A 26,447-nucleotide genomic window follows, 5' to 3' on the forward strand; every position below is an offset into this window, starting at 1 on the left:
CGCGGCGGCCGCCGGAAGGCCAAGGGCACCGGAGGTAAGCCATGATCGTCGCCGAGACCCGCGAGCAGCTCGCCGTCGCGCGGGCGGGAGCGCGCGGCGCCGTCGCCGTCGTCATGACCATGGGTGCGCTGCACGAGGGGCACGCCGAGCTCCTGCGTGCCGCCCGCGCCGAAGCGGACACGGTCCTGCTCACGATCTTCGTCAATCCCCTGCAGTTCGCGCCGGGCGAGGACTTCGACCGCTACCCGCGCACCCTGGAAGCCGATCTGGCGATCGCGGAGCGGGCCGGCGTGGACATCGCGTTCACGCCGACGCCGGAGATCATGTACCCGCAGGGTGAGCCCGCGGTCCGGGTCGACCCCGGGCCCGCCGGCAACGAGCTCGAGGGCGCCAGCCGCCCGGGGTTCTTCCACGGCGTGCTGACGGTGGTCAACAAGCTGTTCCAGCTGACCCGCCCCGACGTCGCGTACTTCGGGGAGAAGGACTACCAGCAGCTCGGCATGATCCGGGCGATGGTCCGCGACTTCGACCTGCCGATCGTGGTGCGGGGTGTGCCGACGGTGCGGGAGCCCGACGGCCTCGCGCTGTCCAGCCGCAACCGCTACCTCGCCCCGGCGGAGCGGCAGGCGGCGCTGGTGCTGTCCAGGGCGCTCACGAAGGCGGCGCACAGCAAGGACCCCATCGCCGTGGGGGTCGCCGAGTTCGCGACGGAGCCCGAGGTCAAGCTCGACTACTTCGTCCTGACCGATCCCATGCTGGGCCCGGCACCCGCGCACGGCGCCGGCCGGCTGCTGACCGCGGCCTGGGTCGGCGGCACCCGCCTGATCGACAACATCGCGGTGGACCTGCCGTGAGAAGCGACAAAAGCGATAAAGCAGTGGAGATGCCGTGATCCGCACGATGCTCAAGTCCAAGATCCACCGGGCGACGGTGACGCAGGCCGATCTGCACTATGTCGGTTCGGTAACGGTCGACGAGGATCTGATGGACGCCGCGGACCTGCTCGCCGGTGAACAGGTCGCGATCGTGGACATCACCAACGGGGCCCGGCTGGAGACCTACGTGATCGCCGGACCCCGCGGCAGCGGCGTCATCGGGATCAACGGCGCCGCTGCGCACCTGGTCCACCCGGGTGACCTCGTCATCCTGATCTCCTACGCACAGCTCGACGACGCCACCGCCAGGACGTACCAACCGCGCATCGTCCACGTCGACGCCACCAACGGAATCATCGAACTCGGTCACGATCCCGCGGACGCCATACCGGGTATGGTGGGCGAGCCTGTGAGGGGAGACCTTCTCCGGGCGTAAGCACCTGGGGAGGTGGCGGTGCGGCGCGCGGTCGTGCTGGTCATGGCGGTGGCGACACTGCTGAGTGCCTGCGCGCGACCGACCCCCGCAGGCACCGACAAGGACCTGGTCAACGGCTGGCCGATGCTGCCGGCCGCCGTGCTGCAGGTGCCCACCGCGCCGGCGTGCTACGCGCTGCCGTCGGGCACCGCGAGCGCCGACGTCACGAGCTGGCCGACGCCGGTCGGCTGCACCGAGCCGCACGAGGTCGAGCTGATCTCGGTGGGCCGGTTCGCCGGTGCGGACGCCGAGCGGGCCACCCCGCCGAACGTCGGGAGCCCGGCCATGCGCGACGCGTACCGACGCTGCGCCGACGATGCGAAGGCCCTCCTGGGCGCGGACTGGCGCACCGGCCGGGTGTCGCTGAGCGTGGACGTGCCGAAGCCGTTGCTGTGGGACGCCGGGGCCCGCTGGTTCCGCTGCGACCTGCAGGCGCTGCAGGACATCGACCGCTTCAGCGTCGCGACCCGCACCGCGTCGCTGCGCGGCACGCTGCGCCCCGACGGCGGGGGGCTGCGCATCGGGTGTGTGAAAGTCACCACCAAGGCGGGCGGCGCCGCCGGCGACATCGACCGGATCTTCCCCGCCTCGTGCACGACTCCGCACGAGGGCGAGTTCGCCGGCCTCTACGAGCCCCCGGACGGTGAATACCCGGCCGACAGCGAGGCCCGCAGCAACGCCAACCTCGCCGGCTGCCGCCCCGTCGTGGCGGGCTTCACCGGCGTGCCGGACGACGTGAACTTCCGCTCCCGCACCGGTCTCGTAATGTGGCCCTATGACAAGACGGCCTGGGAGCTCGGCAACCGCGCGGTGCGCTGTTTCGTGTGGCCGCCGAAGCCGGTGACGACCTCGTTGCGGGGCGCGGGTACAAAGGGTCTACCGATCACAATCGCGTAGATGCTGTCCTAGATCTGGCAGTTGGGCCGGGTTGCCAACCACATTGATCATTGGCACACTGCACCCGCGCTGTGTGCGCCGGGGGAGGGGTTGGAATCATGGTGCGTTTTCGACGGCTCGCCATGGCGGTGGCACCGGTCGCCGCCGTCGTGATGCTGGCGGGCTGCACGACGCCCGCGGGTGTCGACAAGAACCTCGTCGACGACTGGGCCATGCTCGCCGCCCCCAAGGTCCCCTTGCCGCCGGTCGGCGCGTGCTACGACAGCACCGTGCCGTACTTCGAGACGGACACCCTCACGGTCTTCTCCTTCACGGCCGTGGCCTCCTGCACGACCGGGCACATCAGCGAGACGTTCTACGTCGGCGACCTCACCGGCACCGCGGCCAGCGCGTCGTCGCCGCCGAAGGGCGCGGACCTCAAGGACGCCTGGGCCAAGTGCAACACCGAGGCGCAGACCTACCTCGGCGGCGACTACCACGACGCCCGCCTCGAGCTGATCGTGCTGCCCCCGTCGACGACGCAGTGGTCCGGCGGCGGGCGCTTCTTCCGCTGTGACCTCGCCGAGGTGCAGAGCGACGCCGGCAAGCCGATCAGCCGCACGAGCAGCCTCAAGGGCGGCCTCACCGGCGACAAGCCGATCGCGCTGACCTGCGCCCAGGAGATCTACGAGGCCGACGGCAAGACCTGGGACGACTACGAGCCGAAGCCGTGCACGTCGACGCACAACATGGAGTACGTCGGCACGTACCTGGCCGGCGAGCGGGCCTTCCCGAAGAACGCCGACGAGCGGCGCGCCGCGATGCGGACCGGCTGCGAGGCGCTCGGCGCCAAGTTCCTCGGCCTGACGCAGCAGGCGCTCGACAACCACCAGGAGGTCGGCATCGGCTTCTGGATGGTCGACGAGGAGAACTGGCTGCGCGGCAACCGCACCGCCCGGTGCTACGCGATGCTGTACGACAAGAAGAGCACGATCCGCTCCCTCAAGGGCATCGGCATGGGCAAGATTTGACCCCCTCTGCGAGACTGTGGGCCCGTGCTACGAGGTGAGGGAGCTCTGCCGATGAAGCGGTGGACCGTCGGGCTGTCGGTGGCGCTGGTGCTGTTCGCCGCCGGCTGCGGCAATCCGGCGGGCACGGACGGCGACCTCGTCAACGGCTGGGGCGCCCTCGCGGCGCCGAGCGTGCCCAAGCCCTCCGCGGGCCAGTGCTGGACCTACAAGGGCGACGCCGACAAGCTCGCCGTCGGGCCCGACCTGGCCGAGGTCGAGTGCACCGCGTCGCACGCCAGCGAGACGTTCAAGGTCGGCGAGTTCACCGGCACCATCGCGCAGAAGTCGTCGCCGCCGGCCGAGGCCGACCTGACCGAGGCGTTCGCCGCCTGCCAGACCGAGGCCAGCAACTTCCTCGGCGGCGACTGGCACGACGGCCGGCTGATCCTGCGGGTGCTGGCGCCGTCGGCGAAGCAGTGGGCCGGCCAGGCGCGCTACTACCGGTGCGACCTGATCGAGGTCTCCGACGACACGTACACGATCGCGCCGCGCACGACGAGCCTCAAGGACACCCTGCGGGGCTCCAAGCCGCTCCAGCTCGGCTGCGTCAAGGTCACGACCGACAGCAAGGGCAGCATCGAGGACTTCGTCCCGGTCAAGTGCGACACGCTGCACAACGGCGAGTACACCGGCACCTTCTACTCGCCGGACGCGCGGCCGTACCCGAGCGACGCCTCGGCCCGCCGGTCGCTGCTGCAGCCCGGCTGCAAGACGATCGTGGCGCGCTACCTGGGCCTCACCGACGCCCAGTACGACCTCAACAAGCAGATCTCGTTCGCCTGGTCGACCGCGACGCCGGCCCGGTGGGGCTACGGCGACCGCACCGCCCGCTGCTACCTGATGCTGGAGGGCAACCTCTCGGTCAGCCGCTCTCTGCTGGCGAACGGCAACGTCCCGGTCTAAGAACGGCAACGTCCCGGTCTAGGAACGGGGCGTGACGTTACCGGCCGGTAATGGCACACTGCTTCCTCATGAGGCGGGTCATCTTCATCGTCGTCGTGCTCGCGCTCGTCGGGGGCGGCGCCTACTGGCTGCTGCGCGGCGGCGACCGGAAGATCCCGAAGACCCCGCCCGCCGCCGCGCCGCAGGTCGGCTCCTGCTGGTCGGTCGACGCGGCCGGCGCGAAGGCCGCCTTCCCGTGGGCCGGCGGCCCCGTGGACTGCGCCGCCGCCCACACCGCCGAGGTGTTCCACGTCGGCCAGGCCACCGACGACCTGCTGCACCGCCTCGACAAGGCCAAGGGCCAGGACGTCGCGATCGCCCAGAACCTCCTGTACGCCCAGGCCCGCCGCGCCTGCGTCGTGCAGGGCACCGCGTTCCTCGGCGGCAACTGGCACGAGTCGAAGGTCCAGATCCTCGCCTCGTGGATCACGCCGGCCAAGGACGGCTTCTTCGGCTGCGCGGTCGCCCCCGTGACCGGCCCGGCCGGCGACGAGCTCGCGACCCGCGAGGGCAGCCTGGCCAAGGCCGGGCCGAGCCTGCCGATCGAGTGCATCTCCGCGCTGAAGTACGTCGGCTGCGCCGGCCCGCACGACGGCGAGTACTCCGGCAGCTACTCGATCGCCCCGATGGACGCGCCGTTCGACGAGACCGCGGTGCGCAACGCGTCGGCGAAGGGCTGCACGAGCGTCGGGCTGCGGTACCTCGGCCTGGCGGAGACCGCCGACCGGGCCGACCTGTCCGCCGCCGCCGTCGGGCCCAAGACCGGCTCCGCCTGGCTCGGCAGCGACCAGACCTTCGCGTGCTACCTGATGAGCGCGCGCCCGCTGAAGGGATCGATCCAGAAGCTGGGCACGGGCCCCTTGCCGTTCGCGTGATTCTCGGCACGGCGCGCAATGCCTGGTTGTGATGTTTGACTGGAGTGATGGAGCTGCCCGTACTACCGCGCCGACTCGCCGGGCCCCAGCCGGGATGGGCCGAGCCGACCGACGTCGTCGTGATCGGCTCGGGCGTCGCCGGGCTGACCGCCGCCCTGCACCTGCGCGAGGCCGGCCTGCACGTCACCGTCGTCACCAAGGTCAACATCGATGACGGCTCGACCCGCTGGGCCCAGGGCGGCATCGCCGCGGTCCTCGACCCGCTCGACACGCCCGAGGCGCACGCCCAGGACACCCTCGTCGCCGGCGTCGGACTGTGCGACACCGCCGCCGTCGACGTGCTGGTCAGGGAGGGGCCGACCCGCGTCCGCGAGCTGATCCGCTGGGGTGCGGAGTTCGACCGCAACAACGACGGCTCCCTCATGCTGACCCGCGAGGGCGGCCACCACGCCAACCGGATCATCCACGCCGGCGGCGACGCGACCGGCGCCGAGGTGCAGCGGGCCCTGCACGCCGCCGTCCACCGCGACCCGTGGATCCGCCTCATCGAGCACGCCCTCGTCCTCGACCTGCTCACCGACGCCGCCGGCCGGGCCTGCGGGGTCACCCTGCACGTCCTCGGCGAAGGCGCGGAGGACGGCGTCGGCGCGGTCCTCGCCCGGGCCGTCGTGCTCGCCACCGGCGGCATGGGCCAGATCTACTCCGCCACCACCAACCCGATCGTCTCCACCGGCGACGGGGTCGCGCTCGCCCTGCGCGCCGGGGCCGCCGTCACCGACATCGAGTTCGTCCAGTTCCACCCGACCGCGCTCGCGCTCAACAACCGCGACTCCCAGCAGCCGCTGGTCAGCGAGGCGCTGCGCGGCGAGGGCGCGTACCTGCGCGACGGCGACGGCAACCGCTTCATGGTCGGCCGCCACGAGCTCGCGGAGCTCGCCCCGCGCGACGTCGTGGCCAAGGGCATCTACCGGGTCATGCGCGCCGAGGGCACGCACAACGTCTGGCTCGACGCCCGCCACCTCGGCCGGGACTTCCTCGAGGGGCGGTTCCCGACGATCGTGGCGTCCTGCCGGGCGGCCGGCGTCGACCCCGCCGCGGACCTCATCCCGGTGTCCCCGGCGGCGCACTACGCCTCCGGTGGCGTCCGCACCGACCTGCACGGCCGCACGTCGATCCCGGGCCTCTACGCGTGTGGTGAGGTCGCCTGTACCGGTGTGCACGGCGCCAACCGGCTGGCCTCCAACTCGCTGCTGGAGGGGCTGGTCTTCTCCCGCCGGATCGCCGAGGACATCGCCCGCGGCCTGCCCGCGCAGACCGACCCCGTCGCCGGCGACCTGCCGGCGTGGACCGCCGACCCCGGGCTGCGAGGCCCGCTGCAGGCGGCCATGTCGGCGCACGCCTCGGTGCTGCGCAGCGCCGAGTCGCTCGACCAGGCGGCGCAGGCGATCGCCAAGCTGGCCCTGGACCGCGCAGCGCCCGGCCTCGCCGGCTGGGAGGCGACCAACCTGCTCACCGTCGCGGCCGCCCTCGTCGGCGCCGCCGACCAGCGGCAGGAGACCCGCGGCTGCCACTGGCGCGAGGACTTCCCCGACGCCAGCGACGTGTTCCGCGGCCACTTCCTCGCCGGCCTGTCCGACACCGGCGCCCTGACCGAGACGTGGGAGGACGCGTGACGCCCTCCCTGGCTGCCGCCGCTGCCCTGACCGAGACGCTGGAGGATGACATGACCGCACCGGAGCGCAGCGGAGGGGTGGGCATCATGGGCACAGTAGACGGGTCAGGCCGACGCCGGAGCGCAGCGGAGGTGGCGGCGTGACCCCGGAGACTGATGCGCTGCTGCGGAAGGTCGGGCTGGACCCGGTCGCCGTCGGCGAGATCGTCGAGCGGACCCTGACCGAGGACCTCGGCCCCGACCGCCTCGACGTGACCAGCGTGGCCACCATCCCGGCGACCCAGACGGACTCCGCCGAGATCGTCGCCCGCGCCGACGGCGTGGTCGCCGGCCTGGCCGTCGCGGCCGCCGTGTTCGAGGCCGTGTCCCCGTCCGTCGAGGTGGCGATCCACGCCGTCGACGGCTCGTCCGTCGTGCGCGGCACGGTGCTCGCGACCGTCACCGGCCCGACCCGCGACCTGCTGACCGCCGAGCGCTCCGCCCTCAACCTGCTGTGCCGCATGTCGGGCGTCGCCACCCACACCCGCCGGTGGGCAGACCTCCTCGACGGCACCAAGGCCCTGGTCCTCGACACCCGCAAGACCACGCCGGGCCTGCGCATCCTGGAGAAGTACGCGGTCCGCGCCGGCGGCGGCACCAACAAGCGCATGGGCCTCTACGACGTCGCCATGATCAAGGACAACCACAAGCTGGCGGCGGGCGGCATCTCCGCGGCGTATGCCCGGGTCCGGGAGGCGTTCCCCGACGTCCCGGTCCAGGTCGAGGTGACCACGGTCGGCGAGGCGGTGGAGGCGGTCACCGCCGGCGCCACCTTCCTGCTGCTCGACAACATGGCGCCGGACCTGCTGCGGGAGGTCGTGGCGGCGGTCGGCGGCCGGGCCGAGCTGGAGGCGACCGGCGGCCTGACCCTGGAGACGGCGGCGGACTACGCGGCCACCGGGGTCGACTATCTGTCCGTCGGCGGCCTCACCCACTCCTCACCGATCCTCGACATCGCGATGGACCTGCGGACCCACTGAGCCCCTGCACGGCCCCTACGCGGGGAACGCGACGGCGACCAGCGTGGAGAACCGCTGGACCTTCCACGCCGGCGGGACCACCGCGGCGCAGCGTTCGGGGCCGGAGACGCACACGATCGCCTGCACCGATGAGACCGGTGCGGGCGGGGCGGACGGGATCACCGACTCGACCGCGACCAGCTCGACGTCCGGCAGGGAGATCTGCAGCGGGTACTCCCACAGGTCCCCGTCCATGACCAGACCGACCCGCCGGACGCCGCTGGCCTTGATCGCGTCGATCGCCTGCTGGTACGGCACCGCCTGGTCGGGCAGCCGGACGAAGCGCTCCTGCCAGTCGGTGAGGGTGAAGACGGATCCCTGGCCGACGAGGCGGCGGGGCTGCCCGTACGCGACGGAGATCCCGCCGGCCGCGAACGCCGCCGCCATGACGACGACGAGCGCGGCCGCGGTGACGCGGTGGGTGCGCAGGCGGTCGGCCCAGTAGCCGGCGAGCGGCGCGCCGAGCGCGAACGCGGGCAGGATCAGCCGGTTGCCCCAGTCCTGCCACTTGACGACCGCGGCGGTCATGACGAACGCTCCGAGCACCATGACGGCGTAGCCCCTCAGCAGCGGGGGCAGCCGCCGCCACACCAGCGTGACGGCGAGGGCGCTCAGGATCAGCGCGGACTGGATGGGGTACGGCGACCGGTCCTCGTCCGGCTTCCAGCGCGTGCCGGGGAAGACGCTCCGCCACTGGGTGATCTTCGGGTCGTTGGGGTTGACGCCCACGACGTCCGCGACGGCGATGACGGCGTCGCTGACCACGCCGTTGACCGCCGGGAACGGCGTGGTGAGCGTGGAGGCGGCCAGGCGCAGGCCGTTGACCAGCACTGCGGGCGGGTCCTTGCGCTCCGTGGACAGCGATGCGCTGTAGCCGGGCGGCCCGAGCGGTGAGCCGAAGGCGTCGTTGACGCGCAGCATCGCCGGCCCGGCGAGCACGACCATGCCGGCGACGATCGCCAGGCCGGCGCCGGCGGTGCGCAGCCACTGCCCGGTCCGGCCGCCCGCCCTGTCTGTAGGCCCGTCTGTAGGCCCGTCAGAAGGCCCGTCAGAGGGCGCGGGAGCCTCGGGGGCCCCAGCGGCTTCCGAGGACCGCGCCGTCCGGAGACGGAGCTGGCAGATGCCCCAGAAGACGAGGATCGGGGCGAGGGGCATGAGGCCGGTCGACTTGGTGACGGCGGTGAGGCCGGCGACCGTGGCGAGGGTCAGGACGTCGCCGCGCGTCGCGACCCGGCGGGCGCCGTCGAGCGCGAGGCTGGCGGCGCAGGCGACCCACGCGGTGACGACGAGGTCGTTCTGGGTGCTGGTGGCCTCCAGGGCGACCGCCGGCGCGGTGAGCAGGACGGCGGCGGCGACGAGCTGGCCGATGCGGCCGACGCCGAGCTGGGCGGCACAGCGGGAGACGGCGACGGCGGCCAGCAGCGACACGCCCCACTGCAGCAGGTTGTACAGCGCGTCGTCCCCGGTCAGCAGGCGGGCCTGCAGCAGCAGGTACTCCGCGCCCGGGACCAGGATGATCTGCTGATTCTGGACCGTGGCGTAGGGGGCCAGGTCGCCGTCGGCGATCCAGTGCTCGATCTTCGTGAGGTGATAGTGGTTCGAGTCGTAGTTGTTCGGCGAGTGGGCGAGCGCGAGGACCAGCTCAGCCAGTACCAACGCCGCAAACGCCAACAGCAGCACCTTGTCCCAACTTTGCAGGACACGGTGGGGGACGTGCAGGTGGCGCCTGGCGAAGAAGGCGGACACGCCGGCGAAGAGCAGCCAGTAGACGATCACCGGCCAGGTCGTGATCAACCCCGCGAGCGACAGCAGCTCGACGAAGACGACCGTGACGCCCGCCACCGTGGCCGCCGCGCGGATGACCGCCTGGCGGGCGTCCAGACTGCCCGGACGCAGCGCGAACGCGGTGAACACCAGCGCCGCCAGCGGGAGGAGCGCGAGCAGCGTGCGGGCCGTCGGCATCATGGGAACCGGATCGTAGATGACCAGGCTCACCCCGCCGATGGCGGGCCTTTCGTTAGGCTCACCGCGTGCTGCTGTGCATCGACATCGGAAACACCAACACGGTGCTCGCCACGTTCGAGGGCGAGAAGCTGGTCCACTCGTGGCGGATCAAGACCGACGCGAGGGCCACCGCCGACGAGCTCGGCCTGCTCTACCGGGGGCTGCTCGCCACCGACGCCGTGTCGCTGACCGGCATCGCGGCCTGCTCGACCGTCCCCGCGGCCCTGCGCTCCCTGCGCACGATGCTGCAGCGGTACTACCCGGGCGTTCCGACCGTGATCGTCGAGCCGGGCGTGCGGACCGGTGTCCAGCTGGCGATCGACAACCCGAAGGAGGTCGGCACCGACCGGGTCGCGAACACCCTGGCCGCCTTCACGCTCTTCGGCGGTCCCTCGATCGTCGTGGACTTCGGCACGTCGACCAACTTCGACGTCGTCTCCGCCCGCGGGGAGTTCCTCGGCGGCGTCCTGGCGCCCGGCATCGAGATCTCCGTGGACGCCCTCGCGGCCCGCGCCGCCCAGCTGCGCAAGGTGGAGCTGGTCAAGCCGCCGCGGGTGATCGGCAAGAACACGGTCGAGTGCCTGCAGTCCGGCGTCGTCTACGGCTTCGCCGGGCAGGTCGACGGCATCGTGCGGGGCATCTCCGCGGAGCTGGGCGGCACGGTGAAGGCGGTCGTCGCGACCGGTGGCCTGGCCCCGATCGTGATCGGCGAGTCCGCCACGGTCACGCACCACGAGCCGATGCTCACCCTGATCGGGCTGCGACTGATCTTCGACCGCAACCGCGGTTAGCGTTTGCGGCCGATGTACGTGTAGGTCACGTACGGCAGCTCGAACTGCTCGGTCCGCGGGAGCACCTCGCCCAGCCGTTCCTCCAGCTGTCGCCGTGCCTCATCGCCGGCGACCAGGTAGTAGCTGCGGGACTTGACCAGCTCCAGGAACGACTCCCTGGTGTGGGTGGCGCTCCACTCGAACGTCCCCCGCTCCACCGGGCCGAAGAGGGGGCCGAAGTCCCGCACGGCCGTCTCGTCGAACGCGTCGCGCTCGCGGGCGCCGTCGAAGAGCGTGGAGGACTCGGCGACCCATGGGACGCGCTCGTCGCGGATGTTCCAGATCGGGATGAAGCGGCCACCTGGCCGGAGGACCCGCGCGATCTCGGCGTGCGCCGGCTCGCCGTAGAACCAGTGGTAGGCCTGCCCGGCGGTGACGACGTCGACGGACGCGTCCGGCAGGGGGATGTGGGTGGCGTCACCCTTGCGCGCGTCACCAGGGATCTTGGCGCGCATCTTGTCGTCCGGCTCGACGGCGATGACGTGATGGCCCAGGTCGCGGAGCTGGCGGGTCAGGATGCCGGTGCCCGCACCAAGATCACAGATTTCGGATTTTTCCGGTATCGCCCATTGCGGGGCCTCGCGCGGGTAGCGGGGGCGGATGCGGTCGTACAGGTCGGCGGCCGCTCCGAACGAGGAGGCATGTGCTGCGAAATCCACGCTGCTAAAAGTACCGAAAGCGAAGTCGCGAGGTCGCGCCGTAAAACGCGGAATTGGCCGGCCGGGCGCGCATGGCTCTCTCTGGGCGGTCGTTGGCCTCTGCTACCTGCACGCGCCATGTTGCAGTTGTGCAAGGTGGTGCTGCACCTGCCATTCGTCACGCATAGCAATGCGACGGACACGGATTTGCGTCGGCGTATCGCCCAATCCGATTCCGAGGCCCTGTCTTCCTTGCCTGCGGCCCTGGCTGTGGTGTCCGTGCCCGGTGTGGATGCCTGCACGGGAACTATCCGCGCGCGATGGAGTACGGAATGCCACCGGCGGCAGGCGTGTGATGGGAATCGATCGCGTTGGCGTGCCGCCCGTCGTGCCCGGCATTCGGGAAACGCGGTGTCTTTCCGCTGGTGCGGTAGCGGTAGTTTCGGCGTACCGTTGACGAAGCGGACCCTGATTGCGTTATCTTTGCATTCGCACAACGCGGGGCGAGCTTCCTCGAAGGGAATACGACAGTGGCCAAGCGGACCATCCACGTGCTGGTCGACGACATCGACGGCGGGGACGCCGACGAGACCGTGAAGTTCGCGCTGGACGGCGTTCAGTATGAGATCGACCTCTCGAAGAAGAACGCGACGAAGCTGCGTGACGCGTTCGGGCCGTTCCTCGGTGCGGCGACCAAGGTCGGCCGGGGTGGCGTCGTGGTCGGAGGGCGTGCCGCCAGTGCCCGCGGCCGCGGTGGAGCCGCCGCCGATCGCGAGCAGAACAAGGCGATTCGGGAATGGGCTCAGAACAAGGGCATCAAGGTCTCCGACCGGGGTCGCATCAAGCAGGAAATCGTGGACCGCTTCAACGCCGAGGCCGGCCGTTAGCGCCCGTTGACCGGTTTCGGCCTGAGCGGTCGTTTTGGGGTTCTTTCAGCATCTTTCACCTACTGTAGCTGACTGGCTACGGTGGGTGACTTGCATGGTGCGTCGATTTCGCTCTTGGCGTACGGGCTCGCCAGCAGGAACACGGCGACGGATGCTCGCGTTGAGCAAAAGCGCCGGGTACACGCGTCCCCGGCGGGTAGACAAGTACCACGCAACGACTCCGACATGGTCCGATGGTGGGGTGCGGCAATGGCGCACACCCGCAATGTGTCGGCCTACGGCGATAGAGTGATGGCACGGTCACGTTGGCGTCCGACAGAGCTTCGGCGTGGCGACCCCCTCCAGGGGTTCCGCGGCAGGGGCGGCGGCGACGGACACGGCACGTGAAGGAGCAGGGATGTTCGAGCGGTTCACCGACCGAGCACGACGGGTTGTCGTCCTGGCGCAGGAAGAAGCCCGGATGCTCAACCACAACTACATCGGCACCGAGCACATCCTGCTCGGCCTCATCCACGAGGGTGAGGGCGTGGCGGCCAAGGCGCTTGAGAGCCTCGGCATCTCGCTGGAGGGTGTCCGCCAGCAGGTCGAGGAGATCATCGGCCAGGGGCAGCAGGCGCCGAGCGGGCACATCCCGTTCACGCCACGCGCCAAGAAGGTGCTGGAGCTGTCCCTCCGCGAGGCGCTGCAGCTCGGGCACAACTACATCGGCACGGAGCACATCCTGCTGGGTCTGATCCGCGAGGGTGAGGGCGTGGCCGCCCAGGTCCTCGTGAAGCTCGGCGCCGACCTCAACCGGGTCCGCCAGCAGGTCATCCAGCTGCTCTCCGGCTACCAGGGCAAAGAGCCGGCCGCCGCCGGCACCGGCGCCCCCGGCGAGGCCGCTCCGTCGACCAGCCTGGTGCTCGACCAGTTCGGTCGAAACCTCACCCAGGCCGCCCGCGAGGGCAAGCTCGACCCGGTCATCGGGCGCGAGAAGGAAATCGAGCGGGTCATGCAGGTCCTGTCCCGCCGCACCAAGAACAACCCGGTGCTGATCGGCGAGCCGGGCGTCGGCAAGACCGCCGTGGTCGAGGGCCTGTCCCAGCGGATCATCAAGGGCGAGGTGCCCGAGACGCTGAAGGACAAGCAGCTCTACACGCTCGACCTCGGTGCCCTCGTCGCCGGTTCGCGCTACCGCGGTGACTTCGAGGAGCGCCTGAAGAAGGTGCTCAAGGAGATCCGCACCCGCGGCGACATCATCCTCTTCATCGACGAGATTCACACGCTCGTCGGTGCGGGTGCCGCCGAGGGCGCGATCGACGCCGCGTCGATCCTCAAGCCGATGCTGGCCCGTGGCGAGCTCCAGACCATCGGCGCCACCACCCTCGACGAATACCGCAAGCACCTCGAGAAGGACGCCGCGCTCGAGCGCCGCTTCCAGCCGATCCAGGTGGGTGAGCCGTCGCTGGCGCACACCATCGAGATCCTGAAGGGCCTGCGCGACCGCTACGAGGCGCACCACCGGGTGACGATCACCGACGCCGCCCTGGTGGCCGCCGCGACGCTGGCCGACCGCTACATCTCCGACCGCTTCCTGCCGGACAAGGCGATCGACCTGATCGACGAGGCCGGCGCACGGATGCGCATCCGCCGGATGACCGCGCCGCCAGACCTGCGTGACTTCGACGAGCGCATCGCCCAGGTGCGCCGCGACAAGGAGTCCGCGATCGACGCGCAGGACTTCGAGCGGGCCGCGCAGCTGCGCGACAAGGAGAAGCAGCTGCTCGGGCAGAAGGCGCAGCGCGAGAAGGAGTGGAAGGCCGGCGACCTCGACGTCGTGTCCGAGGTCGACGACGAGCAGATCGCCGAGGTCCTGGCGAACTGGACCGGCATCCCGGTCTACAAGCTGACCGAGGAGGAGACGGCCCGCCTCCTGCGCATGGAGGACGAGCTGCACAAGCGCCTCGTCGGCCAGGACGACGCGGTCAAGGCGGTCTCGAAGGCCATCCGGCGCACCCGGGCCGGCCTGAAGGACCCGAAGCGCCCCTCCGGCTCGTTCATCTTCGCCGGCCCGTCCGGCGTCGGGAAGACGGAGCTGTCCAAGGCGCTCGCCGAGTTCCTCTTCGGCTCCGAGGACGCGCTGATCCAGCTCGACATGTCCGAGTTCCACGACCGCTACACGGTGTCGCGCCTCGTCGGTGCGCCTCCCGGGTATGTCGGTTATGACGAGGGCGGCCAGCTGACCGAGAAGGTCCGCCGCCGGCCGTTCTCGGTGGTCCTCTTCGACGAGATCGAGAAGGCCCACCCGGACGTCTTCAACACGCTCCTGCAGATCCTGGAGGACGGCCGTCTCACCGACGGTCAGGGCCGCATCGTGGACTTCAAGAACACGGTGATCATCCTGACCACCAACCTGGGCACCCGCGACGTGGCCAAGGCCGTGTCCCTGGGCTTCCAGGCGTCGGAGGACAACGAATCCAACTACGAGCGGATGAAGCAGAAGGTCAACGACGAGCTGAAGCAGCACTTCCGCCCGGAGTTCCTCAACCGCATCGACGACACGATCGTCTTCCACCAGCTCGCGCAGGACCAGATCCTGGGCATCGTCGACCTGATGATCGCCCGTATCGAGTCCCAGCTGCGCAACAAGGACATGGGCCTCGAGCTGACCGACAACGCCAAGAAGTTCCTGGCGAACAAGGGCTATGACCCGGTCCTGGGGGCCCGGCCGCTGCGCCGGACCATCCAGCGCGAGATCGAGGACTCGCTCTCCGAGCGCATCCTGTTCAACGAGCTCCGCCCGGGCCAGATCGTCGTCATCGACTGCGAGGGCGACCCGGCCCAGTTCGAGAAGGCCAAGCTGGTCTTCAACGGCGCCGACCGCCCGGGCGCAGTCCCGGACGCCGTCCCCGCCGAGCTGACCAAGGGCGGCTCCGCCGAGGAGTCCGCAGCCTGACCCAGCACCACGCGAAAGGCCCCCGTCCACTCAGGACGGGGGCCTTTCCCGTTTCGTGCGGTTCCGTTTTTTCACGGCCATTGCCCTTCCACCGGCGCCGTTGTCGCGCAGTTGTGTTCTGCAGCTGTGTTCTGCAGCGAACCCACCGTCCACCTTGCGGATGGACCTCTCGCTACTGGAACTGGGCCATTCCGTCACGACGGAAAGTGCGGGGTGCTTCCTTTGAGCCAGCGCCACCAGACACCAGCGGGTGCGGTGATCGAAGGACGCAGCCGGTCGTGATGACAGCCGGATTCCTCCTTCGATCAAATTCAACGGCGTGGTGTCTGTTGGCGCGTTGGCCAGATCCGTCCGTCTTTTCCGTCAACCCCCCAGATGCGGGGTCGTCAGCGGCGTGATCGAAGGAGGGGACTGGTTGTGGGGGCGGCCGGATCCGTCCTTCGATCAGCTCAATCGTGCGGTGGGCGCGGCACGACCAGGCCATTGATTGTCGGTGGCGTCGTGGGACGGTTCACGCGGGTGGGTGGCGTTGGTGGCGAAGAGTGACATGTCGAGGGTTCGTGGGGGCGGTCGGCGGGTTACGTTGCCTGGCGTGAGTGGGTGGTGGCGGGACTTCGGGGCGGCGCGCTTCGGGCGGCCGGTCGCGCCGCGGCCGATCGTCCGGACGGGGTTGCTCGAGCGGCTCGACAGGGCGTTCGACGAAGCCGGCCGGGAGCAGGCCAGTCGACCTGCCGACCGGGACGCCGGCCTCGTGCCGGGCCGGGAGTGGTCACACCGACCTGCCGAGCAGGACGCCGGTCTCGCGCCGGAGCGGTCCGGCCCGGTGTCCGGGCAGGGCCTGGGCGAGCGGGCGGATGCGGCGACTGGGCGGGGTGCGGGCGCGGCAGCGGGCGAGGTGTCCGGGCGCGACTTGCAGGGCCGGGAGGATGCGGCGGCTGGGCGGGACGCGGGCTCGGTGTCTGGGCAGGGCCAGGGCGAGTGGACGGATTCAGCGGCTGGGCGGGGTGCTGGCGGGGCGTCCGGGCGCGGCTCGCAGGGCCGGGAGGATGCGGCGGCCGTCCGGGGCGCGGGCTCGGTGTCCGGGCAGGAGGCTGGGAGCGACAGGGCGGAGGCGGGGCAGGGGGCCGGGAGCGATAGGGCGGCAGGCGCGCCGGTGGTTGTGGTGGTGGCGGGGAGCGGGGCGGGCAAGAGCATCCTGCTGGGGCAGTGGGCCGAGCGGCGGGGGGCGGTGCTCGTACAGGCGGAGGAGCTGCCGGCTGAGGTGCCTCCGGATGCGCTCGTCGTGGTCGACGGGGTGGAGCGGCTGGAGGTCGGGGGTGCTGGGTGGGGGTGGGTGGTCGCGCGGGTCGGGGTGGTGCCGTTGGTGCTCAGTGGCAGGGAGCCGATTCCGGTTGCGGCGGTGGACCGGTTGGGGTCGGGGCATCTGGCGTTCGGCGAGGACGAGACGTATCAGGTGTTGGCGGCGGCGCTGGCGGACGCGGCGGGGGCCGACAGGTTGGCGCCTGACCTGCACCTGTTGACGGGGGGATGGCCGGGGCTCGTCGGGCTGGCGGCGGCGTGGCTGGCGCGGGTGCCGCAGGCGGAACGGGCGGGCAGCCTGCGGCAGCTGGCGCGGGTCGACGGAGGGCTGCAGGAGCACCTCGTCGGCGCGCTGGTCGGGGTGCTGGACGCGGGGGAGCGGGAGCTCGTGCGGCGGCTCGCGTACCTGCCGGCGGTGGACGCCGGGCGGGCGGACGTCCTGGGGCTGGCGGAGGAGTGGGGCGCGGTGCCGCCGCTCGTGGTGCCGGCCCGGGCGGAGAAGGAAGCTTTCGTCGTACCGGAGCCGCTCCGGAAAACGATCCAGCAGCGGCTGCCGCTCGCGGAACCCGAACGGCAGGCGCTGCTGGAGGCGTTTCAGGGGATGTAGTCCTCCAGCAGGGCCGGGGTGAGGCCGGCGGCCTTGATGGCCTGGAGGGCGGCGATGAAGTCGTCGACGAATCGGTCGCGGAAGTGCATCAGGATGATGTCGCCGCGCTGGACCGTGTTGCCCTGCTGGTAGCGGACGATGCCCTTGTCGACGGTTTCCTTCCAGAAGAAGGCGGCGTGCATGCCGCAGTCGTGGGCGGCCTTCAGCGTCGTCTCGTCCTTCTCGCCGTACGGCGGGCGGAAGAGGACCGGGCGGCGGCCGTACCAGTTGCCGAGCTTGTCCGCGGAGTCGCAGATCTCCCGGCGCTGCACGTTGTACGGCTTGCCGCGCAGGCTCTGGTGGGTGACCGTGTGGGCCTCGATGACGGCGCCGGCGTCCTGGAGGCGCTTGAAGTACTGCGGGTCGTTCCTGATCGCGTCGATCATGAGGAACAGCGTGACGGGCACGCCGGCCTGCTTGATCAGGTCGAGGGCCTCGGGGCGCTTGACCTGGCCGTCGTCGATGGTGATGAACGCGACGGGCTGGTCGGTCTGGATGCGGGAGTAGTACGGCACGAGGTTGCTCTCCGGCAGGTGGACCTTGTCCGCCGTCGGAGGGCGGTCGAACTTCGGCAGCCGGTCGCCGTAGTTGACCGCGGCGGGTGGTGCCGCCGCGGTGGTGGTGGCCTGCGTCTTCGAGGGCTTCGCGGCGGGCGAGGCCGACGGTGGGGCCGCCTCGGACGAGGCCGGCGACGCCGCGACAGCGCTGGAGGCGATCGCCGGCGGCGGGGCGGCGGCGTCCGTCCACTTCGGATGGTCAGGCTTCGACGCGGCGCAGCCCGCGAGCGTCGCGACGGCGAGGACCGCCGCGGCGATCCGGCGTGCCCTGAGGCGAGGGATGAGCACGCCGTGAGCCTATCCATGCGGGCGCGTGAGGGGAGTCCCGAAAAGTGTGGGAAAAACCAGCTGAACCGGCTGCAACCCTCGCCTCACCCGGGCAGCGTGAACGTCCCACCCCGCTCGCGGACCAGCCCGTCCTCGATCAGCCCGGCCAGCGCCCGGCCGCGCTGCACCTCGTCGTCCCAGACGAGGTCGAGCCGCGCCGCGGGCACCGGGTCGTCGCTGGCGCGCAGCACGGCGAGCAGAAGGCCCCGCACATGGCGGTCGGTTCCGTGGTACCGCTGGGTGCGCCGGCTTGGGCCGCCGGCCGCCGGCGCCCCGGCGATCCGCCAGGCGCAGACGCCGGCCATCGGGCACTCCTCGCAGCGCGGAGCGCGGGCGGTGCAGATCACCGCGCCGAGCTCCATGAACGCGACCGAGGCGCGGGCCGCCGCCTCGTGGTCCTCGGGCAGCAGCACCTCGACGGCGCGCAGGTCGGCGGGGGTGGTGGCCGGTCCGCCGTCGGCGGCGCCGTCGACGATCCTGGCGACGACCCGGCGGACGTTGGTGTCCACGACCGGGTGGCGCTGGCGGAACGCGAACGCGGCGACCGCCCGGGCCGTGTACATGCCGATGCCCGGCAGCGCGAGCAGCGCGTCGACGTCGTCGGGGACGGCACCGTCGTGCCGCTCCACGATCGCCACCGCGCACGCGTGCAGGCGCAGGGCGCGGCGCGGGTAGCCGAGGCGGTCCCACGCGCGGATGGCCTCGCCGGGCGGGTCGGCGGCCAGGTGGGCGGGCGTCGGCCAGCGCTCCATCCAGCGGCGCCAGGCGGGGTCCACTCTGGACACCTGGGTCTGCTGGAGCATGACCTCGCTGACCAGCACGCCCCACGGTGTCGCGTCGGGCTGCCGCCAGGGGAGGTCCCGGGCGTTGGCGTCGTACCAACTGGTGACGGTCTGTGAGAGGGCGATGGAGGCGATAAGGAAGGATAAGCCAGGTGAACGAGTACGCCGTCACCGTCATCGGCCACGACCGCCCCGGCATCATCGCCGACGTCGCGGAGATCCTCGCCGGTCTGGGCCTCAACCTCACCGACTCGACGATGACCCGCCTGCGCGGGCACTTCGCGATGACCCTGGTCTGCGCCGGGTCCGTGTCCGCCGCCGAGGTCGAGGCGGCGCTCGCGCCGCTGACCGCCGGCCGGACGCTGCTGGTCACCGTCCGCGAGGTGGGCCAGGACCTGGTCGACGAGCCTTCGGGCGCGCACTACGTGCTGACCGTCCACGGCGCGGACAAGCTGGGGATCGTGGCGGCGCTCTGCCGTACCGTGGCGGCGGCGGGCGGCAACATCACCGACCTGACCACCCGTCTGGCCGGCAACCTCTACGTGGTCGTGGCCGAGCTCGACGCGCCCGGGCCGATCGCGGACCTCGCCGAGGCGATCGAGCGGGTCGCCGGCGAGCTCGGGGTCGAGGCGACGCTGCGCGCGGGCGAAGCGGACCTGATGTGACCGTCCTGCAGGTCGTCCAGGCCCCCGCGGAGGTGCTGGGCTCGGCCGGCGTGGCCGTGGACCCGTGCGCCGACGACATCGTCAAGCTCGCGGCCGACCTCGTCGACACGATGCGGGTGTCGCCCGGCTGCGTCGGGCTCGCCGCGCCGCAGGTCGGCGTCGGCGCGCAGGTCTTCGCCGTCGACGTCACCGGCCACCCGAAGGCCCGAACCGTGCACGGCACGCTGGTGCTGTGCAACGCGCGGGTCGTCGAGGCCTCGCAGTGGCAGAAGGGCCGCGAGGGCTGCATGTCGGTGCCCGACCTCACCGGCGACGTGAAACGCGCCAACCGGCTCGTCGTGGCGGGCCAGGTCCCCGGAACGGGTGACGAGATCGAGATCACTACGGATGCGTTCGAGGCGAGGGCTTTACAGCACGAGATCGATCATTGCGCTGGGTTACTGTTCCTTGATCGTGTTGCCGGCGCGCATGCCGTATACGCCCGCAAGGTCTATCTCTGAGCGGTCTACACGGCGCGCCGCCCCGTCCGCCACTCGTTCCCTCGATACGGTGAGTGCATCATGAAGCTGACGGTTGGCCCGCTTCCCGCTGGCGTTTACTGGCGGCGTCGCGCCATCATCGGCGGGGCGCTGCTCATCGTGGTGCTCATGCTGTGGGTGCAGTGCTCCGGACCGGACCCGAAGCGAACCCCGGCATCGGCACAGACCAAGGCTCCGGCTTCCACGGGGCCCACCGCCACGCCTGCCGCCGCCGAGCCGACGATCCAGACTCCGACGACCGGCGACCCCGCCTCCAGCGCGCCGCCTTCGAGCGCGCCCGCCGTGACGTCCACGGTGCCGGTCTGCGCCGACACGGACCTGTCGCTGGTGGCGCAGCCCGAGCAGGCGATGCAGTTCCGCGGGGCGTATCTCAAGTTCTTCCTGAAGATCAAGAACACCTCGGCCCGGGAGTGCACGCGCGACGTCGGCGCCGACTACCAGGAGCTGTACCTGCAGGTCGGGGCGATCAAGATGTGGTCGTCGGACGCCTGCGACGCCCCGAAGGGCAGCCAGCCCACGACGCTGAAGCCGGGCATCGAGGTGCAGTTCTCCACCACGTGGAACGGCAAGACCACCAAGGACGGGTGCGAGCACCGGGATTTGCCGCCGGCCGGCAAGTACGAGCTGATGGCCCGCCTCGACACCAAGCTGAGCGCGCCGGTCCAGGTGCAGCTCACCTGAGCGTAGGTTTTCAGACGTAGCGTTCGAGGATCGAGGCCTCGGCCAGGCGGCTCAGGCCCTCCCGGACGCCGCGGGCGCGGGCGTCGCCGACGCCGTCGACCGCCTGCAGGTCCTCCACGGTCGCGCCGAGCAGGCGCTGCAGGCTGCCGAAGTGCTCGACCAGCCGGTCCACGACGAGCGCCGGCAGCCGCGGTACCTTGGCCAGCAACCGGAACCCACGAGGCGACACCGCGGCGTCCAGGGCGTCGCTCGCCCCCGGATAACCCAGCGACTTCGCCACCGCGACCAGGTCGATCAGCTCCGTCGCCGTCAACGCGTCCAGCTCGTCGAGCGCGTCGTCCGACGAACGGCTGCGCCGCCCCGACGGCAGGTAGTCGCGGATCACCAGCGTCCGGTCGGCCTCCACGCCCGCCATCAGCTCCTCGAGCTGCAGCGCCAGCAGCCGCCCGTCGGTGCCGAGCTCGACCACATACCCCGCGATCTCGTCCGCGATGCGCCGCACCATCTCCAGCCGCTGCACCACCGCCACCGAGTCGCGGACCGTGACCAGGTCCTCGATCTCCAGCGCCGAGAGCGTCCCACTGACCTCGTCGAGGCGCAGCTTGTACCGCTCCAGCGTGGCGAGCGCCTGGTTCGCCTTCGACAGGATCGCGGCCGAGTCGTCCAGCACGTGCCGCTGGCCGTTCACGTACAGGCCGATGATCCGCATCGACTGGCTCACCGAGATGACCGGGAACCCCGCCTGCTTCGCCACCCGCTCGGCCGTGCGGTGCCGGGTCCCCGACTCCTCCGACGGGATGGTCGGGTCCGGCATCAGGTGCACGGCGGCCCGGACAATTCTCGTGCCGTCACTCGACAGGACGACAGCACCGTCCATCTTGCACAGCTCACGCAGCCTCGTCGCGGAGAACTCGACGTCCAGCGGGAACCCGCCGGTGCAGATCTGCTCCACCACCTTGTCGTAGCCGAGGACGATCAGGGCGCCCGTGCGCCCCCGGAGGATGCGCTCCAGCCCGTCACGCAGCACCGTCCCCGGCGCCATCAGGGCGAGCGTCGCCCGCAGCGGGTCTGCGGCGGCCCAACCCCCGTTGAGGCCGGTGTGGGAACCGCCTCTGCTGGGCTCGCGGTCTATCGGCACCCGCACAGTCTACGGATGGTCGGACATCCGGTGCTGGTGCGGTATCGACCCAGCCCGTAGAGTGGGCCGACCCCATCAGCCGATGGATCGAAGTTGATGTCTGCGTTCAGTCTGTGAGGTCCCACCGGTGGCCGGTCCCGAGCGGATCGAGTGGCGGCGCAGCTTCCCGTCCCGCGCACTGGTCAGCCTCGCCTGGTACGTGCTCTCCGCCGCCCTCGCCGTCGGCCTCGTCCGCGGCTTCTTCGCCGACGAGCCCGACGTCCTCCCATCAGGTGCGAGCAACCCCCTCGCCGACCTTCCGATGTGGACCGTCGCCCTCGCCACGCTCGGCGCGACCCCCTTCGTCCTCGCCGTCGCGCGCCGCCCCCGGGTCGGCGCCAACCACTTCGCCCTCAGCCTGCGCCCCGGCTGGGTCCGCACGCTGGTCCTGCCGTGGTCACGCGTCGCGCAGGTGGCCCTGATGGACGTCGGCGGCGAGGGGTACCTGCTGGTCAGGCTCCGGGCCGGCCTGGACCGCACCGGCACCAACCCTGGCTGGCTCGACCAGAACGTCGTCCGCGAACTGTCGAAGACCCCCTCGAAGCGCGCCCGCGGCTTCGACGTCGCCGTCCGCCTCCGCGACTTCACCGGCACCGCCGACGGCCAGCTGGCGGCCCTGGCCGCCTTCGCCCCCGACCAGGTCCTCATCGCCAACCACCTGCCGCTGTAGCACCGGATCATGACCACGGCTCTCGCTGCCGTGTCAGCCCTGGACGACGATCTGGAACTTCGCCGGAGTGCTGTCGTTACGGCCCGGATAGCCGGCGCCCTTGTCGTCCTGCGCGGACGCCCAGACTTTGCTCTCGGTCTGCTGCGGCGCGGCCGGTGCGGTCACCTTGAGGGTGAAGACCTTGGTGCCGCCCGCCGGAATGCTGTCGGCGAGGCAGGGCACCGGCAGCTCGTCGGGCCGGATCGTGCAGCCCGAGACCGCCTGGAGGGTCCACGCGTCGGGGATCCCGAGCGAGATCCGCAGCTTGCCGGGCGTGGCGAACTGCGCGTTGTTGTGGACGGTCACCTTGAGGGTGCCCTGCCACGTGCCGGAGCCGGTCGCGGTCATCGTCAGCGTGTCCGCGGTGGCGGTCACGTCGGTGATGTTCGGGTTGGGCCCGAACGCGGTCGGGCCGCCGGTCTGGGTGAACGTGGTGCCGTTCCAGCCGTAGGTGCGCCACTGGTGCTGGGACGCCTGCGCCATCTCGCAGCAGGGCCGGTACTCGCCCACGTCGACCCTGACCTGCCCGTTGTCGCCGGCCCGCACCTCCCAGATCGTCTCGATGTCGGTGCCCGGCCTGCCGGTGTTGCCGGCGCTGCCGACGACCTGGCCCAGGGTGACGATCTTGCCGCCCGCGTCGCGGTCGAAGGCGAGCACCTTGTAGTCGGTCCCCTGCGGGCTGCACGACAGGATGATCACCGTCTCCTGCGCCCCGTCGTGATCGACGTCCACGTACACCGGCTCGCCCTCGAACCTGGCGGGCGGGTGGTCGCCCGCCTTGCCGCCGCTGAACTTCACCGAGCCGTGCGGGCAGTCCGCGGCGAAGCCCTTGGGCCACGCGGGGATGGAGAGGGTCGCGTTGCCGAGGTCGGTCTTGCTGATCCGCCCGTCCGGTGCCGAGGGGGTGACGCTCGCCGCCGTCTCGGGCGCGGCCGGCGACGCTGTCGCCGTGTCGACCGCGCTGGTCGGGGCGCCCGGCATCACCGGTGGCGCGTTGGAGTCGCCTCCGGCGGCCGCGTAGGCCGCCACGGGCGTGGCGATGGCGAGTGCGGCAAGGGTGCTCGCGGCGATGGTCCGCACCTTGCGCTGGTGCTGCACCGTGGCGCGTGCCGCGGCGGTGCCGGCGGGCTTGACGTGGGTGGACGCCTCGCTGCGGAAGTCGGCGAAGGCGCTGGTGAGCAGGTCGTCGTCGGTGAAGTCAGGCACGGCGGGACTCCTTGTCGGTGAGCTGGGCGGCGAGCGCGGTGCGCCCGCGGTGGAGCCAGGACTTGACGGTGCCTTCGGCGACACCCTCCTGGCGGGCGATGTCACTGATGGGCAGGTCCGCGAGGTAGTGCAGGATCACCGCGCGGCGCTGCTGCTCCGGCAGGGTCGACAGCGCCTGGGCCAGCGCGACCCGGTCGGGGCTGGGCGCCGCCACGTGCTCCTCGCGGTGCCGGCGGGCGAATGCCATCGCGGTGCGGGCCCGTCGCCACCGGCTGGTGGCGAGATTCCAGGCGACCCGGCGGACCCAGCCCGCGGGATCGTCCATGTCGGCGATGCGCTTCCACCGCGACAGGGCGCGGCAGAACGCCTCCTGGACGACGTCCTGGGCTGCGGCCATGTCGCCGGTGTAGGCGAACAGCTGGACCGTGAGCGGCCGGAAGTGGGCCGCGTAGAACTCGTCGAACCCGCCGGCGTCGGCGGGCGGTCCGCTGTCGGACGGACTCTCCACTCTGCCCCCGTCAAGCAAGGTGCTCACACTGCCTTCCTCCCCATCGGCGACCGGCCATCCGGTCGTACGGCGGCAACACGCCACAGCAGGGAAAGAGGTTGCAGTGGATCTCCTGTCGTCCAGGCGACAGTTCCGCCCGCGACAGCAAGCGCGTGCCGGCTACGGCCCCGCTGTCCTGTCAGGCGGCTGTCGACGCCCCGCGAAAGACGCTGGTCAATGCCCTGTTATGTGACGATTGCGCCATCGACATTGCGCGATCCACCCCCTAAATGATCTCCAGAATGGGAGTAGATCGCGCAATGTCTATCCGAGCTGCATGGTGCGCCACTGGGCGTCTCCTGCGCCTTGCGCTTCGGGTGCGCGAAGGCGCCCGGGTGCTGCCGCGTGGTGGGGCGATGCGGCGTCGCGTCGGTCGAGTTGCTGTGGTGCCGGTCTGGCTGCGAATGGACGACGGCTTGCCGGTGGCGGGCGACTCGCCCGAAACGCCATGCACCACGCCGTGCAGTCCTGCGGCAAGACGTCGCCGGTGCTGCGTGTGCAGGGTCGGCCGCAGTGGAGGGCTTCGGCCGTGTGGTGCGGGGCGGTGTCTGCGCCTCGTCGGCATCGGCACAGCCGGCGGAGGTTGGCTTCGGGTTGGTGGCGGCCGGCCTTGGGGGGACTTCGCGGTGTGGTGCGTGGCGGTCCGTATTCGCTGCCCGCCTCAGACGGAGGGTCAGCGGGGTCGGCTTCGCTGTGGTGCGTGGCGGTCCGTATGTCGCTGCCCAACTCGGGCGGAGGGTCAGCGGGGGTCGGCTTCGCTGGCGGCCTTCACGGCGTAGTGCAGGGCGGTGCGCACGTCGGCGACCTCCAGGACTCGCATGCCGGGTGGGGTGACGCCGGTGGCGGCGGGGCCGCAGCCGGGTGGGACGAGGGCGAAGCGGAAGCCCAGGCGGGCGGCCTCGGCGAGGCGGCGGGGGACGGCGCCGATGCGGCGGACCTCGCCGGTCAGGCCCACCTCGCCGACGACGACCAGGTCGGGGGGCATTGGGAGGTCGTGGGCGGCGGAGGCGGCGGCGAGGGCCAGGGCCAGGTCGACGGCGGGCTCGGTGACGCGGAGGCCGCCGACCGTGGCGGCATAGACCTCGCGGTCGTGGAGCTGGATCTTGGCGCGCTGCTGGAGGACGGCGATGATCATGGCCAGGCGGGCGGAGTCGAGTCCGCTGACCGTGCGGCGGGGGGAGCCCGGGGTCTGGGCGCCGATCAGGGTCTGCACCTCGGTGACGAGGGCGCGGCGGCCCTCCATGGCGACGGAGACGCAGGTGCCGGAGACGGCGTCGGCATAGCGGGTGAGGAACAGGCCGCTCGGGTCGGGCAGGCTGGTGATGCCGCCCTCGTGCATCTCGAAGCAGCCGACCTCGTCGGCGGCGCCGAAACGGTTCTTCAGGCCGCGGACCATGCGCAGCGAGGAGTGCTTGTCGCCCTCGAAGTTGAGCACGACGTCAACGAGGTGCTCCAGGACGCGGGGGCCGGCGACGTTGCCGTCCTTGGTGACGTGGCCGACGAGGACGGTGGCGAGGCCGCGCTCCTTGGCGATGGCGACGAGGGCGGCGGTGACGGCGCGGACCTGGGTGACGCCGCCCGCGACGCCGTCGGTGCCGGGGGCGGAGATGGTCTGCACCGAGTCGAGGATGAGCAGGCCGGGCTTAACGGCGTCGAGGTGGCCGAAGACGGCGCCCAGGTCGCTCTCGGCGGCCAGGTAGAGCCGCTCGTGGAGGGCGCCGATGCGCTCGGCGCGCAGGCGGACCTGGCTCACCGACTCCTCGCCGCTGACGACGAGCGACGGGGTGTCGCCGTGCTTGGCCCACTGCTGGGCGACGTCGAGCAGGAGGGTGGACTTGCCGACCCCGGGCTCGCCGGCGAGCAGGACGACGGCGCCGGGGACGATGCCGCCGCCGAGCACCCGGTCGAACTCGGCCACGCCGGTCGGGCGGGCCTGGGCCGGCTTGGCGCTGATCTCGGCGATGGGGCGGGCCGGCTCCAGCGGGGCGCGGCTCTGGACGGAGCGCAGGGCGGTCGGGCCGAGCGCGGCCAGCGGTGAGGACTCGATGATCGAGCCCCACTCACCGCACTCGGGGCACCGCCCCATCCACTTGGCCGGCCGGTGGCCGCACACGTCGCACTGGTAGGCAGCGCCCCTCGTCTTCGTCACATCCGAAAACTAGCCGAGGGGTACGA

General features: G+C 71.4%; 24 protein-coding genes. 16 read left to right on the plus strand and 8 right to left on the minus strand.

Annotated features, from left to right (window positions below; genetic code table 11):
• The first annotated feature begins 41 nt into the window (after positions 1–41).
• The 8 genes from panC to nadC all read left to right on the plus strand — a co-directional run bounded on the left by panC (position 42) and on the right by nadC (position 7,804).
• A complete protein-coding gene (gene panC / locus AB0J72_RS03200; RefSeq protein ID WP_363393796.1) occupies positions 42–854 on the plus strand; it encodes a pantoate--beta-alanine ligase in 813 nt (270 codons plus the stop codon).
• Positions 855–888: 34 nt separating this feature from the next.
• Complete coding sequence (panD, locus tag AB0J72_RS03205) at positions 889–1,311, plus strand: aspartate 1-decarboxylase (RefSeq protein ID WP_363393798.1); 423 nt, start codon at positions 889–891, stop codon at positions 1,309–1,311.
• 18 nt (positions 1,312–1,329) lie between these two features.
• Positions 1,330–2,247 (plus strand): septum formation family protein, encoded by a 918-nt coding sequence (locus AB0J72_RS03210; RefSeq protein WP_363393800.1) that lies wholly within the window; start codon positions 1,330–1,332, stop codon positions 2,245–2,247.
• Between the two features lie 98 nt (positions 2,248–2,345).
• A complete protein-coding gene (locus tag AB0J72_RS03215; protein WP_363393802.1) occupies positions 2,346–3,257 on the plus strand; it encodes a septum formation family protein in 912 nt (303 codons plus the stop codon).
• 51 nt (positions 3,258–3,308) lie between these two features.
• Positions 3,309–4,199: a septum formation family protein gene (locus AB0J72_RS03220; protein ID WP_363393804.1), complete on the plus strand. Its 891-nt coding sequence runs from the start codon at positions 3,309–3,311 to the stop codon at positions 4,197–4,199.
• A 68-nt stretch (positions 4,200–4,267) separates the two neighbouring features.
• A complete protein-coding gene (locus AB0J72_RS03225) occupies positions 4,268–5,113 on the plus strand; it encodes a septum formation family protein (protein ID WP_363393806.1) in 846 nt (281 codons plus the stop codon).
• A gap of 47 nt (positions 5,114–5,160) precedes the next feature.
• Positions 5,161–6,786, plus strand: a complete 1,626-nt coding sequence (locus AB0J72_RS03230; protein WP_363393808.1) for an L-aspartate oxidase — start codon at positions 5,161–5,163, stop codon at positions 6,784–6,786.
• 139 nt (positions 6,787–6,925) lie between these two features.
• A complete protein-coding gene (gene nadC, locus AB0J72_RS03235) occupies positions 6,926–7,804 on the plus strand; it encodes a carboxylating nicotinate-nucleotide diphosphorylase (protein ID WP_363393810.1) in 879 nt (292 codons plus the stop codon).
• A gap of 15 nt (positions 7,805–7,819) precedes the next feature.
• Here nadC and AB0J72_RS03240 read toward each other — a convergent pair whose 3' ends face one another.
• Entirely contained in the window at positions 7,820–9,808 is a 1,989-nt protein-coding gene (locus tag AB0J72_RS03240; protein WP_363393812.1) for a hypothetical protein, read from the minus strand.
• Positions 9,809–9,873: 65 nt separating this feature from the next.
• Between AB0J72_RS03240 and AB0J72_RS03245 the strand changes: the two genes are divergently transcribed.
• Positions 9,874–10,638 carry a type III pantothenate kinase gene (locus tag AB0J72_RS03245; protein ID WP_363393813.1) on the plus strand — a complete coding sequence of 255 codons (765 nt, stop codon included), beginning with the start codon at positions 9,874–9,876 and terminating at the stop codon, positions 10,636–10,638.
• Here the strand turns inward: AB0J72_RS03245 and AB0J72_RS03250 are convergent.
• Positions 10,635–11,336, minus strand: a complete 702-nt coding sequence (locus AB0J72_RS03250; RefSeq protein WP_363393815.1) for a class I SAM-dependent methyltransferase — start codon at positions 11,334–11,336, stop codon at positions 10,635–10,637. The two genes, AB0J72_RS03245 and AB0J72_RS03250, sit on opposite strands and share 4 nt — an antisense overlap.
• Positions 11,337–11,845: 509 nt before the next feature.
• Between AB0J72_RS03250 and AB0J72_RS03255 the strand changes: the two genes are divergently transcribed.
• The 3 genes from AB0J72_RS03255 to AB0J72_RS03265 all read left to right on the plus strand — a co-directional run bounded on the left by AB0J72_RS03255 (position 11,846) and on the right by AB0J72_RS03265 (position 17,043).
• The gene (locus tag AB0J72_RS03255; protein ID WP_354781570.1) at positions 11,846–12,202 is read left to right on the plus strand and encodes an Lsr2 family protein; all 357 of its coding nucleotides are present in this window, start codon (positions 11,846–11,848) and stop codon (positions 12,200–12,202) included.
• 397 nt (positions 12,203–12,599) lie between these two features.
• Positions 12,600–15,137 (plus strand): ATP-dependent Clp protease ATP-binding subunit, encoded by a 2,538-nt coding sequence (locus tag AB0J72_RS03260; protein ID WP_363393817.1) that lies wholly within the window; start codon positions 12,600–12,602, stop codon positions 15,135–15,137.
• A gap of 1,165 nt (positions 15,138–16,302) precedes the next feature.
• Positions 16,303–17,043 carry a hypothetical protein gene (locus AB0J72_RS03265; protein WP_363393819.1) on the plus strand — a complete coding sequence of 247 codons (741 nt, stop codon included), beginning with the start codon at positions 16,303–16,305 and terminating at the stop codon, positions 17,041–17,043.
• Here AB0J72_RS03265 and AB0J72_RS03270 read toward each other — a convergent pair.
• Both AB0J72_RS03270 and AB0J72_RS03275 read right to left on the minus strand, forming a co-directional pair.
• Complete coding sequence (locus tag AB0J72_RS03270) at positions 17,031–17,927, minus strand: polysaccharide deacetylase family protein (RefSeq protein ID WP_363393821.1); 897 nt, start codon at positions 17,925–17,927, stop codon at positions 17,031–17,033. The two genes, AB0J72_RS03265 and AB0J72_RS03270, sit on opposite strands and share 13 nt — an antisense overlap.
• 83 nt (positions 17,928–18,010) lie before the next feature.
• Entirely contained in the window at positions 18,011–18,874 is an 864-nt protein-coding gene (locus tag AB0J72_RS03275) for an A/G-specific adenine glycosylase (protein WP_363393966.1), read from the minus strand.
• 26 nt (positions 18,875–18,900) lie between these two features.
• Here AB0J72_RS03275 and AB0J72_RS03280 point away from each other — a divergent pair, with 26 nt between their 5' ends.
• The 3 genes from AB0J72_RS03280 to AB0J72_RS03290 are packed head-to-tail and all read left to right on the plus strand — an operon-like array spanning position 18,901 to position 20,633.
• Complete coding sequence (locus AB0J72_RS03280; RefSeq protein ID WP_363393823.1) at positions 18,901–19,413, plus strand: ACT domain-containing protein; 513 nt, start codon at positions 18,901–18,903, stop codon at positions 19,411–19,413.
• Complete coding sequence (locus AB0J72_RS03285) at positions 19,410–19,913, plus strand: peptide deformylase (RefSeq protein ID WP_344509132.1); 504 nt, start codon at positions 19,410–19,412, stop codon at positions 19,911–19,913. Before AB0J72_RS03280 ends, AB0J72_RS03285 begins: the two co-directional genes overlap by 4 nt.
• A 60-nt stretch (positions 19,914–19,973) precedes the next feature.
• Positions 19,974–20,633 carry a hypothetical protein gene (locus AB0J72_RS03290; RefSeq protein ID WP_363393825.1) on the plus strand — a complete coding sequence of 220 codons (660 nt, stop codon included), beginning with the start codon at positions 19,974–19,976 and terminating at the stop codon, positions 20,631–20,633.
• A gap of 10 nt (positions 20,634–20,643) precedes the next feature.
• On the opposite strand, the gene disA is transcribed toward AB0J72_RS03290, so the two are convergent.
• Entirely contained in the window at positions 20,644–21,765 is a 1,122-nt protein-coding gene (disA, locus tag AB0J72_RS03295) for a DNA integrity scanning diadenylate cyclase DisA (protein ID WP_363393968.1), read from the minus strand.
• A gap of 133 nt (positions 21,766–21,898) precedes the next feature.
• Between disA and AB0J72_RS03300 the strand changes: the two genes are divergently transcribed.
• Entirely contained in the window at positions 21,899–22,480 is a 582-nt protein-coding gene (locus tag AB0J72_RS03300; RefSeq protein ID WP_363393827.1) for a hypothetical protein, read from the plus strand.
• A gap of 33 nt (positions 22,481–22,513) precedes the next feature.
• Here the strand turns inward: AB0J72_RS03300 and AB0J72_RS03305 are convergent, their stop codons facing one another.
• The 3 genes from AB0J72_RS03305 to radA form a co-directional block, all read right to left on the minus strand.
• The gene (locus AB0J72_RS03305) at positions 22,514–23,725 is read right to left on the minus strand and encodes a hypothetical protein (protein WP_363393829.1); all 1,212 of its coding nucleotides are present in this window, start codon (positions 23,723–23,725) and stop codon (positions 22,514–22,516) included.
• Positions 23,718–24,233: a SigE family RNA polymerase sigma factor gene (locus AB0J72_RS03310; RefSeq protein ID WP_363393970.1), complete on the minus strand. Its 516-nt coding sequence runs from the start codon at positions 24,231–24,233 to the stop codon at positions 23,718–23,720. The genes AB0J72_RS03305 and AB0J72_RS03310 overlap by 8 nt, the downstream gene beginning before the upstream one ends.
• 778 nt (positions 24,234–25,011) lie before the next feature.
• Positions 25,012–26,421, minus strand: a complete 1,410-nt coding sequence (gene radA, locus AB0J72_RS03315) for a DNA repair protein RadA (RefSeq protein WP_363393831.1) — start codon at positions 26,419–26,421, stop codon at positions 25,012–25,014.
• Between the last annotated feature and the right edge of the window lie 26 nt (positions 26,422–26,447).

Origin of the sequence: Dactylosporangium sp. NPDC049742, assembly GCF_040674675.1 — a bacterium.
In the GTDB taxonomy this organism is placed as follows: domain Bacteria; phylum Actinomycetota; class Actinomycetes; order Mycobacteriales; family Micromonosporaceae; genus Dactylosporangium; species Dactylosporangium maewongense.